Raw genomic sequence first — 14,751 nt, forward strand, 5'->3', positions numbered from 1 at the left:
CAGCCGCGGCGGCGTCGAGCCCCGCCGCCGCCGCGGCGACGCCCGCCAAGCCGGCCGTGCGTCCGCCCGCGCCGCTGCCGCCCGAGAAGTCGTTCCTCGACGATCTGCTCGAGAACCCGATGCTGCTGCCGGGTGCCGGCCTGCTCATCGCGTTGCTCGGCGGGTACGCGATCTATCGCCGCCGCCAGAAGCAGAAGGCCACCGAGGGCCATGGTTTCGGCGACAGCATCCTCTCGCAGGAAAGCACGGTGATGGCCGGTGGCCATTCGCTGTTCGGCGCGGCCGGCGGCCAGAGCGTGGACACGTCGCAGCACAGCGTGTTCGGCGCGGACTTCCGCATCGGCAGCAACTCGCCGGAAGCAACCGAGGTGGATCCGATCGCGGAAGCGGAGGTGTATATCGCCTACGGGCGCGACGTGCAGGCAGAGGAAATCCTGCGCGAAGCGCTTCAGCAGAACCCTGAGCGCCAGGCCATTCGCCTGAAGCTCATGGAGATTTACAGCACTCGTCAGGATGTGGAAGGTTTCCGAGTGATCGCAGAAGAAATGTTTGCCCAGACTGGCGGACAAGGCGCGGACTGGCAACAGGCCGTGGAGATGGGACGCAAGCTCGATCCGAGCAATGCGCTGTATTTGACGGTCGCGCCGGATGCGGCGGGCGACCAGGACACGCAGACGCCGGCCGCCGACCAGTGGCGGACGCAGGATCCGGCGATGAACCTGCAGCAGCCGCCTTCGGTGCCGTCGCTCGGCGACATCGCGCTGCCGCTCGACGGTTTCCCGGCCCCGGCGGCAGGGGAGCCCATCGTGGCGCCGCAGTCGGCGTCGCTCGTGTTCGGTCACGATCTGTACGCCACCGATCCGCACGCCACCGATCCGCACGCAACCGAAAAGGCAGCGCACTCGGTGGACGTGCTCGACGATCGTGTCGACGAAGGCCTGGACCTGCCGCAGTCGGACGTGCCTCCGCTGGACGCTCCGACGCGCTCGCGCCCGCTGGAGTTCGACATGTCGGGCCTCTCGCTGGATCTGAATGCCGACCTGAATGCCGACCTGAACGCGGACCGGAGCGCCGTCCGTGACGACGCCCCGGCACCGCATCGCGTGCCGCAGCTCGACGAAGCCACGGTACCGCTTCCGGCGCCGACGATGCTGCAGGACGGCAGGCTCGTGGAGCCGATCGACCTGTCGCGCGTGACGTCGGAGCACCGCAGCGAGCACACCAACGGCGTGGCACCGAGCACGCTGTCCGCGGTGGGCATCGATGGCGGCCGCGACATGCAGATCAAGCTCGATCTGGCGCGCGCCTACATCGAGATCGGCGACAAGGAAGGCGCCCGCGAACTGCTGCAGGAGGTCGTGGACCAGTCGCAGGATCCGCTGCAGGCCGAAGCGCGCACGCTGCTGCGCGAGGTGGCCTGACCTGAGGGAGGTCGCGCTGCATTCAGGTATTGCGCTGCGCTGAGCGGTATCGCGCTGCGTTATCATTGAGCTTCGCGAACGATGCGCCGGAAGCGTTTCTTCCGGCGCATTTGTTTTTGGCGTCCTGACCGAACCTCATGAATCGCATCGCCCTCGGCCTCCATTACGACGGAGCCGCCTTCTCCGGCTGGCAGTCTCAACCGCACCGCAATACTGTGCAGGACCACCTCGAAGACGCCATCGAGCGCTTCGCGGGCGTGCGTCTGCTGACCACGGTCGCCGGCCGCACGGACGCGGGCGTGCATGCGCTGGGACAGGTCATTCATCTGGACACCGCGTTGTCGCGCACGCCGTTTTCGTGGGTACGCGGCGTCAATGCGTTCCTGCCGCCGTCGATCGCCCTGCAATGGGCGATGCCCGTCGATGACGGTTTCCACGCGCGCTTTCTGGCGTACGAGCGCACCTACTACTACGCGCTGTACACGGGACCCCACCGCGTGCCCATGGTGCACGGCCGCGCCGGCTACCTGATGCTGCCGCCGGGCCAGCGCCTCGATGTCGCGGCGATGCGCGAGGCCGCCGCGTGCCTGATCGGAGAGCATGACTTCTCGTCGTTCCGCGCGGCCGAGTGCCAGGCCAAGTCGCCGGTCAAGACGATGTACGACGTGACGCTGGCTGAGGACGGCAACTGGCTGTTCCTGCGTTTTCGCGCCAGTGCGTTTCTCCACCACATGGTGCGCAACCTGATGGGCAGCCTTGTGGCGGTGGGGCGGGGCCGTTACCCGCCCGCGTGGATGGCCGAGCTGCTGGCCGCGCGGGACCGCCGCCGCGCCGCCCCGACCTTCATGCCCGATGGGCTGTATCTGGTCGGCGTGAAGTATCCTGAGCCTTACGACCTTCCGCGGGCGGACACGTCCGCCAGCCTTTTCCATGGAGTATTCGCCGATGACCGCGCCTGACCATGCCACCGCGGGCCCGCTGACGATGCCGCACCGCACGCGCATCAAGATCTGCGGCCTCACGCGCGAGCAGGACGTCGCCGCGGCCGTGGATGCGGGCGCCGACGCCATCGGCCTCGTCTTCTATCCCGGCAGCCCCCGGCACGTCGATGTGGCGCGCGCCGCCGCGCTGGCCGAGCGCGTGCCGCCGTTCGTCTCGGTGGTCGGCCTGTTCGTCAACGCGGACGCCGAGGAGGTCGCCCACGTGGCCGAGCGTGTGCCGCTGACGCTACTGCAGTTCCATGGCGACGAGACGCCGCAGCAATGCACGGACATCGCGCGCCGCTGCCGGCTGCCGTTCGTGCGTGCCGCCCGTGTTCGGCAGGGTCTCGATTTGGTAGAATTCGGCCATCAATATGCCGACGCCGCCGGCCTGCTGCTCGATGCCTTCGTGGAAGGCTATGGCGGCGGTGGCCACGTCTTCGACTGGACCCTGATCCCCGCACCATGGCTTCCGCCTGCTCCGTCTTCCGGCCGTCCCACGGGTACGCCGGACAGCCTGGCCGCAAACGACGCTCCTCGCATCGTTTTGAGTGGTGGGTTGAACGCGCAAAACGTCACTGAGGCGGTCGCACGCGTGCGCCCCTACGCCGTCGATGTCAGCAGCGGCGTGGAGGCCGCCAAGGGCGTCAAGGATGCCGCCCGTATTGCCGCGTTCGTGCGCGCGGTCCGATCCGCCGACGCAGGATAGCCGCGACGACCCCGTCGTCCGCGTCCTCCCTCCGGCTCCCACGGCATTACGTCCCCGCGCCATGGCGCGGGGACCTCTCTGAAGAGACAACCATGTACGACTTGCCCGATTCCCGCGGCCACTTCGGCCCCTATGGCGGTGTGTTCGTGTCCGAGACCCTGATGCACGCGCTCGACGAGCTGCGCCAGGCCTATGCGCATTACCAGAAGGATCCCGAGTTCGACGCCGAGTACCGGCGCGAGCTGAAGCACTTTGTCGGCCGCCCGTCGCCGATCTATCACGCGCAGCGCTGGAGCGAGACGCTCGGCGGCGCGCAGATCTTCCTGAAGCGTGAAGACCTGAACCACACCGGCGCGCACAAGATCAACAACGTGATTGGCCAGGCGCTGCTTGCGCGCCGCATGGGCAAGAAGCGCGTGATCGCCGAAACCGGCGCCGGCCAGCATGGCGTGGCCACCGCCACCATCGCCGCGCGTTTTGGCATGGAGTGCGTGGTGTACATGGGCTCGGAAGACGTCAAGCGGCAGGCGGCCAACGTCTATCGCATGAAGCTGCTGGGCGCGACCGTGGTGCCCGTGGAAAGCGGCTCCCGCACGCTCAAGGACGCGCTCAACGAAGCGATGCGCGACTGGGTGACCAACGTCGAGAGCACGTTCTACATCATCGGCACCGTGGCGGGTCCGCATCCGTATCCGATGCTGGTGCGCGATTTCCAGTGCGTGATCGGGGAAGAGGCCAAGGTGCAGATGCCCGAGCTGACCGGCCGTCAGCCGGACGCCGTGATCGCGTGCGTGGGCGGCGGCTCCAATGCCATGGGCATCTTCTATCCGTACATCGACCACAAGGACGTGCAACTGATCGGCGTGGAACCGGCCGGCGACGGCATCGAGACGGGCCGCCACGCGGCCTCACTCACGGCCGGTGTGCCGGGCGTGCTGCACGGCAACCGCACGTACCTGCTGCAGGATGCGAATGGTCAGATCATCGAGACGCATTCGGTCTCCGCTGGCCTCGACTATCCGGGCGTCGGTCCGGAGCACGCGTGGCTCAAGGACAGCCAGCGCGCGCAATACGTGACCATCACGGACGATGAAGCGCTCAAGGCCTTCCACGACTGCTGCCGCATCGAGGGCATCATTCCCGCGCTGGAGTCGAGCCATGCCATCGCGTACGCGTGCAAGCTCGCCCCGACGCTGCCGAAGGACAAGCTGCTGCTCGTGAACCTGTCGGGCCGTGGCGACAAGGACATGCACACCGTGGCCGAACGCGCCGGGATCAAATTCTGATGCAAGCTGCCGACCCGACCGTTGACGTGCTCGACACGCCCAACCTGCGCCTGTATCAGGAAGACATGCTCGAGGGGCTCGCCCGGATTCCGGACGGCTCGATCGATCTCGTGGTTGCCGATCCGCCCTACGGGCTCGGCAAGGACTACGGGAACGATTCGGACCTGCTCTCGGGGCAGGCCTATCTCGACTGGTCCGTGCGCTGGATGGACGCGCTGATTCCGAAGATCGCGCCGCGCGGTTCGCTGTACCTGTTTTGCACGTGGCAATACTCCCCGGAACTGTTCGTCATGCTGAAGCAGCGCATGACGATGATCAACGAGATCATCTGGGACCGCCGCGTGCCGAGCATGGGCGGCACCACGCGCAAGTATTCCTCGGTGCACGACAACATCGGCTTCTTCGCCCGCCAGCGCGATTATTACTTCGACCTCGACCCCGTGCGCATTCCGTACGATGCCGAGACGAAGAAGGCGCGCAGCCGCCCGCGGTTCGAGGGCAAGAAGTGGCTCGAAGTCGGCTACAACCCGAAGGACCTGTGGAGCGTGCCCCGGATCCACCGCCAGGATCCGGAGCGCGCCGATCACCCCACGCAGAAGCCGCTGGAGATCGTCGAGCGGATGGTGCTGGCGAGCTGCCCGCCGGGCGGCATCGTGCTCGATCCGTTCTCGGGCAGCGGCACCACGGCCGTCGCGTGTTTGCGCCACGGCCGGCGCTTCGTCGGTTTCGAGATCAATGCCACGTACATTGATGTGGCGCGGCAGCGCGTGACCGCGACGCAGCCCGCGCTGGCCGAGATCGCCGACTCCGCTGAAACCGCCTCCGCCGCGGCAGACGCTGCACAGGGCGCACAGGCCGATGCCTCCAATACCACCGACGCGGCCAACGACGACGTTGCGTCCGCGAGCGGCACCCTAATCTGAGGAGTTGAGGACCCCATGTCCCGCATCCAGAAAACGTTCGCGGCACTGACCGCGCAGAACAAGAAGGGCCTGGTACCGTTCATCACGGCGGGCGATCCCGCGCCGGCGCTGACCGTCGATCTGATGCACGCGCTGGTGGCCGGTGGCGCCGACGTGATCGAGCTCGGCGTGCCGTTCTCCGATCCGATGGCCGACGGCCCCGTGATTCAGCGCGCCTCCGAGCGCGCGCTCGTGCAGGGCGTCACGCTCGTGCACGTGCTTGAATGGGTCACCGAATTCCGCAAGACCGACAACGAGACGCCCGTAGTGCTCATGGGCTATGCCAATCCGATCGAACGCATGGGCAGCGAGAAGTTCGCCGCCGATGCCAGGGCGGCGGGCGTCGATGGCGTGCTGATCGTGGACTATCCGCCCGAAGAGTGCGAAGCGTTTGCCGCGCTGATGCGCGCCAACGGCATGGACCCGATCTTCCTGCTGGCGCCGACGAGCACCGATGAACGCATCGAGGCCGTCGCGCGCGTTGCCAGCGGCTATCTTTACTATGTGTCGCTGCGCGGCGTGACGGGCTCGGCCGCGCTCGATCTGGACAGCGTTGCGCAGCGGATTCCGCTGATCAAGCGTCATGCCAACCTCCCGGTCGGCGTGGGCTTCGGCATTCGCGATGCGCAGAGCGCCCGCGCGATCGGCGAGCTGGCCGATGCCGTCGTGATCGGCAGCCGAATCGTGCAGTTGCTGGAAGATACGCCGCGCGAGCAGGCCGTCGAAGCCCTGCGCGCGTTCATCGCGGAGATCCGCGAGGCGCTGGATCGTTGAAGTTACCGACGAGGCTCGCGTCACGCGGTATCGCGGATGTGACGAGACGATGACTTCGTCCTCCGTTTTGTGATGCGTTCGCCTCAATGAGCGCGAAATCCGCGCGCATCCTGCGGCGGGGAACCCCCCGCCGTGGTAAATTCGCGGCCTGAATTCCGTAAGGAGCTTTCATGAGCTGGTTGGATAAACTCCTGCCCCCCAAAATTCAACAGACCGACCCCTCCACCCGCAAGGGCATTCCGGAAGGGCTGTGGGTCAAGTGCCCGGCGTGCGAATCCGTCCTGTACCGGACCGACGTCGAAGCCAATCTGCACGTCTGCCCGAAGTGCGACCACCATATGCGCATCCGCGCGCGCGAGCGCCTCGACGCGCTGCTCGACGCCGAAGGCCGCTATGAGATCGGTCAGGAGATCGTGCCGGTCGATGCCCTGAAGTTCAAGGACACCAAAAAGTATCCGGACCGCATCAAGGCGGCCATGGACGACACCGGCGAGACCGACGCGATGGTCGTGCTCGGCGGCGCGATTCATACGATCCCGGTGGTCGTGTCGTGCTTCGAGTTCGAATTCATGGGCGGCTCGATGGGCTCCGTCGTGGGCGAACGCTTCGCGCGCGGCGCGCAGGCGGCGCTCGAGCAGAAGGTGCCGTTCATCTGCATTACCGCCACGGGCGGCGCGCGCATGCAGGAAAGCCTGCTGTCGCTGATGCAGATGGCCAAGACCACCGCCATGCTGAACCAGCTGTCCAATGCCAAGCTGCCGTTCATCAGCGTGCTGACCGACCCGACCATGGGTGGCGTGTCGGCGAGCTTCGCGTTCCTCGGTGACGTGGTCATCGCCGAGCCGAAGGCGCTGATCGGCTTTGCCGGCCCGCGCGTGATCGAGCAGACCGTGCGCGAGAAGCTGCCGGAAGGCTTCCAGCGCGCCGAGTTCCTGCTGCAGAAGGGCGCCATCGACATGATCGTCGATCGTCGCAAGCTGCGCGCCGAGATCGCGCAATTGCTCGCCTTGCTGCAGAAGCAGCCGGCAGACGCGGTGGCCTGATAGGGCCGCCGCCGCAATACGGAACGGCGCGGGCGGTTGACGCGCCGTTTTCCATTTGGCGCGCACTGTTTGCGCGCGCGCAGGTCCAACGCTTGTACCCATCCTCCCGCAGTCCCCGCTGACCCGCTGAAATGCCCATCTTCCACAATCTTCCCGACTGGCTGACCCATCTGGAAACCGCGCATCCTGTCGGCATCGACATGGGTTTGACCCGCATCACGCGCGTCAAAGAGGCGCTCGGCCTGCGCATCGACGCCGTCGTGTTCACGGTGGGCGGCACCAACGGCAAGGGTTCGACCTGCGCGATGCTCGAGCGCATTCTGCTCGAGGCGGGCTACAAGGTGGGTTGCCACACGTCGCCGCACCTGATCTCGTTCAACGAACGCGCGCGCATCAACGGCGAATTCGCGACCGATGCGCAGCTGCTGCCGCACTTCGAGGCGGTGGAGCGCGCACGCACGAGTTTCGCGGATCCCGTGAGCCTCACGTACTTCGAGTTCACGACGCTCGCGATCATCCATATGTTCGCGCAGGCGGGTCTCGATGCGATGGTGCTGGAAGTGGGTCTCGGCGGGCGCCTGGACGCCGTCAATGTGATCGACACCGACTGCGCGGTCATCACCAGCGTCGATATCGACCACACGCAATACCTCGGAGACACGCGCGAGAAGATCGGCTTCGAGAAGGCCGGCATCTTCCGTCCGCACGTGTCCGCCATCTGCGGCGACCCGATGCCGCCGCAAACGCTGATCGCGCATGCCGAGGAAATTGGCGCCGACCTGTGGCTCGTCGGCCGCGACTTCCAGCATCAGGCCGCCAAGGGCCAGGAACGCCAGCAATGGGACTGGAGCGGCCGCGAGCGCAAGCTCAACGGGCTTGGCTACCCCGCGCTGCGCGGCGCGAACCAGCTGCTCAACGCGTCGGCCGCGCTGGCCGCGCTGCAGGCCATGCGGCCGCGCCTGCCGGTCAGCGCCCAGGATGTCCGCAACGGGCTGGCCTTCGTCGAGCTGCCGGGCCGCTTCCAGGTCATGGCCGGTCGTCCAACCGTAATCCTCGATGTGGCGCACAATCCGCATGCTGCCGCCACGCTGGGCCAGAACCTCGAGAACATGGGGTTTTTCCGCTACACCTACGCGGTGTTTGGCGCGATGCAGGACAAGGACATCGCGGGCGTGCTTCAGCACGTGGGCGACAAGATCGACCACTGGTGCCTGTGCGATTTGCCGACGGAACGCGCGGCCAGCGCGGCCGACCTGCTCGAGAAGCTCGAGGCCAGCGGATTCGAGGCAGGAACGGATCGTTCGGCCGCCTGTTTCGCAAGTCCCGAGCTTGCGTATCGGGACGCCATCGGCAGAGCGACCGAGAATGATAGAATTCTGGTCTTCGGATCGTTCTACACAGTTGCAGGCGTCCTGGCGTACCGCGCCACGCAGGCAAACTGACTGACCTGATCGACCTCGAACCTTTCTTTCTAGGCATCCATGGGCCTGCTTTCGCTGTTCTCGTCCCGCAAGGGCAAAGAGTCGACGAGACAATCGACGGGGAAAGACGCATTTCCCGAGCGGGGCCGGCGCTCGCGCACCGATTCCGCCGCCGCACCGCGCGGCCGCATGTCGAGCGCATCGAGCGAGTATGCCGACGACACCCTCGACCCCGATTTCCCGCAGAAGCAACGCGCGCGCCGTCGCCTGATCGGCGCCGTGGTGCTGCTCGCCGTGGCGATCATCGTGTTGCCGATCATCTTCGAACACAAGCCGCGCCCGGTGTCGGAAGACATCGCCGTGAAGGTCGCGAACGGCCAGGCCACGGGGCAGAAGCCCAAGGTCGAGCCGCGCAAGGCGGATCCGCTGCCGCCGGCCGCGTCGTCGCGTAACGATGCGGCGCTCGACGCCGGCGAGGAAATCGTGAACGCACCGGCGGCCGCGAAGCCTGCCGATGCGAAGCCCGCCGAGGTGAAGGTGGCCGAGGCTAAGGTGGTCGACAAGCCGGCCGACAAGGCCAGCGGCAGCGGCAAATACCTGATTCTGATCGGCGCGTTCTCTTCGGAGGAGCGCGCGAAGAACTGGCTCGCCAAGCTCAAGGAGAGCAAGGTGCCGGCCTATGTGGAAAAGAAGACGCTCGCCGATGGCGAGCGCAACCTGTTGCGTGCGGGACCGTTCAGTGACCGTGAGGCGGCCGAGTCCGCGGAGAAGCGTATCCGGGCCATCGGCCTGACGTCGAAGCTGGTGGAGCAGTAGAAGCAGGACAGTAGGCGCCCATTGCAGGCGGACCGATTGGCCCCATCTTCGAGGAACGCGCGGTAGCGTCCATGACAGGCATGGCATTTACATTTTTCGATTACGGCGTCGCGTTCATTCTGGTGGCGTCGGCCTTGATCGGCATCCTGCGCGGACTCGTGCGGGAGTTGCTGGCGCTGGTGGGCTGGGTGGTGGCGCTCGTGGTGGCGTACCACTTCGGCGCGACGGTCGCGGCGTGGATGCCCGAGTCGCTGCCGGGCGGCCAGCTGACGCGCACGGCGCTGGGCTACGTGGCGGTGTTCCTCGCCGTGTGGATCGGCGCGGCGCTCGCTGGCACCGTGCTTGGCCAGTTGCTGGAGACCACCGGCCTCAAGCCCGCGGATCGCGGGCTGGGCCTGATCTTCGGCATCGCGCGCGGCGCATTGCTGATCATGGTGATCGTCACGGTCGCGAGCCTGACGAAACTGCCCGAGGAACCGTTCTGGCGAGATGCGGTTTCCCGGCCCTACGTGATGCAGGCCATGGAGGCCGCGCGGCAGTGGCTGCCGCCAGAACTCGCCAGGTACGTGAAGACCTGATGATCGATTTACCGGGATCCGCGCCACAAGCCGGGTTTCGAACAACGCGGGTCCGCTCTCAGGGCGGGCCGCGCCCCCTGAATTTTTGCGATTTTTGCATTCCGTTGGGAGCTTGGCATGTGCGGTATCGTCGGCGTGGTGTCCACTTCGCCTGTCAATCAGTTGATCTATGACAGCCTGCTGCTGTTGCAACATCGCGGGCAAGATGCAGCCGGCATCGCCACCGCCAACGGCAGCACCTTCCACATGCACAAGGCCAACGGCCTCGTGCGCGATGTCTTCCGTACCCGCAACATGCGCGGCCTGCCCGGTGCGGCCGGCATCGGCCAGGTACGCTATCCGACCGCGGGTTCCGCCTCCAGCGAGGAAGAGGCCCAGCCGTTCTACGTCAATGCCCCGTACGGCATCATCCTGGCGCACAACGGCAACCTGACCAACTGGCGTCAGCTGCGCGAGGAGATGTTCCAGCGCGATCGCCGCCACATCAATACGCATTCCGATTCGGAAGTGCTGCTCAACGTGCTGGCCGACGAGCTGCAGCGCGCGAGCAATGGCAAGTCGCTCGATCCGGAAACGATATTTCGCGCCGTGTCGGGCATGCATCGCCGCGTGAAGGGCGCATATGCCATCACCGCGCAGATCGCGGGTTACGGCATGCTCGCCGTGCGCGATCCGTTCGGTATCCGCCCGCTGTGCCTCGGCAGCATCGACACGCCGACCGGCAAGGAGTACATGGTCGCGTCGGAGTCGGTGGCCCTCGAGGGCATCGGCTACACGATGGAGCGCGACGTGGCGCCGGGCGAGGCGATTTTCATCGACCTCGACGGCAAGCTCTACAGCAAGCAGTGCGCCGACAACCCGGTGCTCACGCCCTGCATCTTCGAATACGTGTATCTGGCGCGCCCGGACTCGTGCCTCGATGGCGTGCCCGTCTACGACGCGCGCCTGCGCATGGGCGATTACCTCGCCGAGAAGATCCGCAAGGAGGTCTCGGGCGGCGATATCGACGTGGTGATGCCGATTCCCGACTCGAGCCGTCCGGCCGCCATGCAGGTGGCCAACAGCCTCGGCGTGGATTACCGCGAAGGCTTCTTCAAGAACCGCTACGTCGGCCGTACGTTCATCATGCCGGGCCAGGCCGTGCGCAAGAAGTCCGTGCGCCAGAAGCTCAACGCGATGGGCGTGGAGTTCAAGGGCAAGAACGTGCTGATCGTCGATGACTCGATCGTGCGCGGTACGACGTCGTTCGAGATCGTGCAGATGGCGCGCGACGCGGGCGCGAACAAGGTGATCTTCGCCTCGGCCGCGCCGCCCGTGAAGTACCCGAACGTGTATGGCATCGACATGCCGACGCGCAGCGAGCTGGTCGCCCATGGCCGTACCGACGAGGAAGTCGCGCGCATGATCGGCGCCGACAAGCTCGTGTACCAGGACGTGGAAGCGATGAAGCAGGCCGTGCGCGACATCAATCCGGCACTGCGCGACTTCGATGCGTCGTGCTTCGATGGCAAGTACATCACGGGCGATATCGACGAAGCCTACCTCGAGCGCCTCGAGACCGCGCGCAGCCAGGCCGATCGCGACGGCACCAGCGCCAGTGGCGACACCGAGCGTTCGCAGCTGCATCTGCAGCGTTCGGGCGCCAACGAATAAGAACTAACGACAAGACGATGAGCGATCCGTTCGATCCCAATGCCCTCGGCATCGACACGCTGGGCGTGCGTGCCGGCACGCTCCGCAGCGAGTTCCAGGAGCACTCGGAGGCGATGTACCTGACCTCCAGCTTCTGCTTTGCCAACGCCGCGGAAGCGGCCGAGCGCTTTGCCAACTCGGAAGAGGCCTACACGTACTCGCGGTTCACGAACCCGACCGTGTCGATGTTCCAGGCCCGGCTGGCCGCGCTCGAAGGTGCCGAGGCCTGCCAGGCCACGGCATCGGGCATGAGCGCCATCCTGTCGGTGGCGCTGGCCACGCTGCAGTCCGGCGACCACATCGTGAGCTCGCGCTCGATCTTCGGCTCGACGATGACGCTGTTCAATACGGTGCTCGGCAAGTTCGGCGTGGAAACGACGTATGTCGATGGCGGCGACGTGTCCGCATGGCGCGCGGCCGTGCGTCAGAACACGAAGCTGTTCTTCCTGGAAACGCCGTCGAACCCGCTGACCGAGGTTGCCGACATCGCCGCCGTGGCCGATATCGCGCATAACGCGGGCGCGCTGTTTGTCGTCGATAACTGCTTCTGCTCGCCGGCGCTGCAACAGCCGCTGAAGTTCGGCGCGGACGTCGTCGTGCATTCGGCTACCAAGCATATCGACGGGCAGGGCCGCGTGCTCGGCGGCGCGGTCGTCGGCAAGCGCGACTTCATCATGGGCAAGGTGTTTCCCTTCGTGCGTACCGCGGGTCCGACGCTGTCGGCCTTCAATGCATGGGTCATGCTCAAGGGCATGGAGACGCTGGCCATCCGCATGGAGCGCCATTCGTCGAATGCGCTCGCGCTGGCCGAGTTCCTTGAGTCGCATCCGGCCGTTTCGCGCGTGTTCCATCCGGCGCTGAAGTCGCACCCGCAGTACGAGACCGCGAAGCGTCAGCAGAGCGGTGGCGGCGCGATCGTGTCGTTCGAACTGAAGGGCGCCACACCCGAGCAGCAACGTGCCAACGCATGGCGCGTGATCGACAGCACGAAGCTGTGCTCGATCACGGGCAACCTCGGCGATACGCGCACGACCATCACGCATCCGTACACGACCACACACCTGCGCGTGGCGCCCGAGGCCAAAGCCGCCGCGGGCATCGGCGAAGGGCTGATCCGCCTGTCGGTGGGTCTGGAGTCGGTGGAAGACCTGAAGGCGGATCTGCTGCGCGGGCTCGGCAACTAAGTTCTGCTGCCCCTCTTCCCTGGGAGAGGGGCAGGTCTTTCCCTTACTTCAACATCCGCCGGCGCAGCAGTATCAACGCTACCACCAGCGCCACCACCGCATACGTCAGCAGCACACCCAGGTGCAACGCGGCACCCTGCACAGGGGTGCCCAGCATCAGCGGCCGAATCAGCGCCACCGCATGCGATAGGGGCAGAAATCCCGTCGCCACCCGCACCCCCTCCGGCAACTGCTCCAGCGGAAAGAACACGCCCGAGAGCAACAGCATCGGCGTCATCACGAGCGTCTGGTAGAACATGAAGAAGTCGTAGCTCGGCGCCAGCGACGTCACGATCATCGCGAGGCTCGCGAACGTGATGCCCGCGAGCACGATGACCGGCAGCGCGAGCAGGGCGCCCGGCATCTGCGCATAGCCGAGCGCGCCCGCCACGAGCATGATCGCCACGCCCGACAGCACCGCCTTGCTCGCCGCCCACACGATCTCGCCCAGCACGACGTCGCCAAGCGTCAGCGGCGCATGCATGATGGCCTCCCACGTGCGTTGCACGTGCATGCGCGAGAACGCCGAGTACATGGCCTCGAAGCTCGCCGACATCATCACGCTCGAGGCCGTCGTGCCGGCCGCCAGGAACGCGATATACGACACGCCGCTGACCTGTCCGACGAGCAGACCCAGCCCCAGGCCAAGCCCGAAGAGATAGATCATCGGATCGGCCAGATTGCCGATCATCGACGGAATCGCGAGCTTCTTCCACACCATGAAGTTGCGATACCAGACCATCATCCAGTTCCGCGCGTTGCGGGGCAGCAGGGGCTGGGGATAGTGGGTGGGCGCGACGGCGGCGCGCGTGTGCGCGGCACCGGTGTTCGGAGGATCCTGTTCGCTCATCTCAATCCCTCATGTCGCGGCCGGTCAGCTTGAGGAACACGTCCTCGAGGTTCGCGGGCCGATGCAGGTAGCGGATGCCCGCGCGGCCGTGCAGCGCGGCCAGCAGCGGCGCGGGCTCGCGCACGTAACAGTACAGCGTCTCGCCACGCATCTCGCAGCGCTGGCCGAGGGGTCGGACCACTTCATGGATCGGTCCCAGTTCGTCGCCATAGATCTCCACCACGTCGCAGCCAATCTCGCTGTCGATCAGTTCATGCGGCTTGCCCTCGGCGATCTTGCGACCGCCGTCGATCACGCACAGGTGGTCGCACAGGCGTTCCGCTTCCTCCATGAAGTGCGTGGTGAGCAGGATCGTCTTGCCCGCGGCGATCAGCGATTTCAGGCGCTCCCAGATCAGGTGCCGCGCCTGCGGATCGAGGCCCGTGGTGGGCTCGTCCATCACGAGCAGGTCGGGGTCGTTGATCAACGCGCGCGCGACGGTCAGGCGCCGGCGCATGCCGCCCGAGAGGTCACGCACCTGCGCCTTGGCGCGGTTCTCGAGCCGCGCGAATTCGAGCAGCTTCGGCACGCGCTCCTCGATCACTGCCGACGGCAGCCCGAAGTACCGCCCGAAGATGCGCAGGTTCTCGATGACCGAAAAATCGGGATCGAGGTTGTCGAACTGGGGTACCACGCCCACGCGCATGCGCGCCTGCGGCGCGCGCTGTGGAATCGGCTCGCCGCACAGCGTCAGCGTGCCCGAGGCTGGCGTGGTCAGCCCCAGCAGCATGCGCAGCGTGGTGGTCTTGCCGGCGCCATTGGGTCCGAGCAGGCCGAAGCATTGGCCACGCTGGACTTCGAGGTCGAGGTCGTCGACCACGACGGTGTCGCCGTACAGCTTGCGCACCTTGCGCAGTTGGAGGATGGCAGTCAAGGCTCGCCTCGTTGGATGCAATACCCGCCATTATGCCGAGGGTCGCGTGACGCAATGCAGCACCATCGACATCGGCAGGGCTG

14 protein-coding genes are annotated in these 14,751 nt (G+C 66.2%); 12 read left to right on the forward strand and 2 right to left on the reverse strand.

What is annotated here, in order from left to right; translation table 11 throughout:
- From KHP16_RS24080 to KHP16_RS24135, 12 genes are all read left to right on the forward strand, one after another.
- Window positions 1–1,421: motility hub landmark protein FimV (locus KHP16_RS24080; RefSeq protein ID WP_280528149.1), on the forward strand; the 1,421-nt coding region annotated here is incomplete at its 5' end.
- Window positions 1,422–1,558: 137 nt separating this feature from the next.
- Window positions 1,559–2,380: a tRNA pseudouridine(38-40) synthase TruA gene (truA, locus tag KHP16_RS24085; RefSeq protein WP_109580523.1), complete on the forward strand. Its 822-nt coding sequence runs from the start codon at window positions 1,559–1,561 to the stop codon at window positions 2,378–2,380.
- Window positions 2,367–3,110 carry a phosphoribosylanthranilate isomerase gene (locus KHP16_RS24090; protein ID WP_109580524.1) on the forward strand — a complete coding sequence of 248 codons (744 nt, stop codon included), beginning with the start codon at window positions 2,367–2,369 and terminating at the stop codon, window positions 3,108–3,110. The genes truA and KHP16_RS24090 overlap by 14 nt, the downstream gene beginning before the upstream one ends.
- A gap of 92 nt (window positions 3,111–3,202) precedes the next feature.
- A complete protein-coding gene (gene trpB, locus KHP16_RS24095; RefSeq protein ID WP_109580525.1) occupies window positions 3,203–4,396 on the forward strand; it encodes a tryptophan synthase subunit beta in 1,194 nt (397 codons plus the stop codon).
- Window positions 4,396–5,319: a DNA-methyltransferase gene (locus KHP16_RS24100; protein WP_109580526.1), complete on the forward strand. Its 924-nt coding sequence runs from the start codon at window positions 4,396–4,398 to the stop codon at window positions 5,317–5,319. Before trpB ends, KHP16_RS24100 begins: the two co-directional genes overlap by 1 nt.
- A gap of 15 nt (window positions 5,320–5,334) precedes the next feature.
- Window positions 5,335–6,132, forward strand: a complete 798-nt coding sequence (gene trpA / locus KHP16_RS24105; protein WP_109580527.1) for a tryptophan synthase subunit alpha — start codon at window positions 5,335–5,337, stop codon at window positions 6,130–6,132.
- A gap of 170 nt (window positions 6,133–6,302) precedes the next feature.
- Entirely contained in the window at window positions 6,303–7,175 is an 873-nt protein-coding gene (gene accD, locus KHP16_RS24110; RefSeq protein WP_115952600.1) for an acetyl-CoA carboxylase, carboxyltransferase subunit beta, read from the forward strand.
- 131 nt (window positions 7,176–7,306) lie between these two features.
- Window positions 7,307–8,617 carry a bifunctional tetrahydrofolate synthase/dihydrofolate synthase gene (gene folC, locus KHP16_RS24115; protein ID WP_211961298.1) on the forward strand — a complete coding sequence of 437 codons (1,311 nt, stop codon included), beginning with the start codon at window positions 7,307–7,309 and terminating at the stop codon, window positions 8,615–8,617.
- Window positions 8,618–8,656: 39 nt separating this feature from the next.
- Complete coding sequence (locus KHP16_RS24120; RefSeq protein ID WP_211961299.1) at window positions 8,657–9,412, forward strand: SPOR domain-containing protein; 756 nt, start codon at window positions 8,657–8,659, stop codon at window positions 9,410–9,412.
- Between the two features lie 80 nt (window positions 9,413–9,492).
- On the forward strand, window positions 9,493–9,990 hold the full coding sequence (locus tag KHP16_RS24125) for a CvpA family protein (RefSeq protein WP_115952598.1): 498 nt from the start codon (window positions 9,493–9,495) through the stop codon (window positions 9,988–9,990).
- A gap of 117 nt (window positions 9,991–10,107) precedes the next feature.
- A complete protein-coding gene (gene purF, locus KHP16_RS24130; protein WP_211961300.1) occupies window positions 10,108–11,643 on the forward strand; it encodes an amidophosphoribosyltransferase in 1,536 nt (511 codons plus the stop codon).
- Window positions 11,644–11,660: 17 nt separating this feature from the next.
- Window positions 11,661–12,866, forward strand: coding sequence for an O-succinylhomoserine sulfhydrylase (locus tag KHP16_RS24135; protein ID WP_211961301.1), 1,206 nt, complete (start codon window positions 11,661–11,663; stop codon window positions 12,864–12,866).
- A 43-nt stretch (window positions 12,867–12,909) separates the two neighbouring features.
- On the opposite strand, the gene KHP16_RS24140 is transcribed toward KHP16_RS24135, so the two are convergent.
- Both KHP16_RS24140 and nodI read right to left on the reverse strand, forming a co-directional pair.
- The gene (locus KHP16_RS24140) at window positions 12,910–13,755 is read right to left on the reverse strand and encodes an ABC transporter permease (RefSeq protein WP_115952597.1); all 846 of its coding nucleotides are present in this window, start codon (window positions 13,753–13,755) and stop codon (window positions 12,910–12,912) included.
- A gap of 1 nt (window position 13,756) precedes the next feature.
- Entirely contained in the window at window positions 13,757–14,668 is a 912-nt protein-coding gene (nodI, locus tag KHP16_RS24145) for a nodulation factor ABC transporter ATP-binding protein NodI (RefSeq protein WP_109580535.1), read from the reverse strand.
- Window positions 14,669–14,751 lie beyond the last annotated feature (83 nt).

It is taken from the genome of Cupriavidus plantarum (assembly GCF_905397285.1).
Classification (GTDB): Bacteria; Pseudomonadota; Gammaproteobacteria; order Burkholderiales; family Burkholderiaceae; genus Cupriavidus; species Cupriavidus plantarum.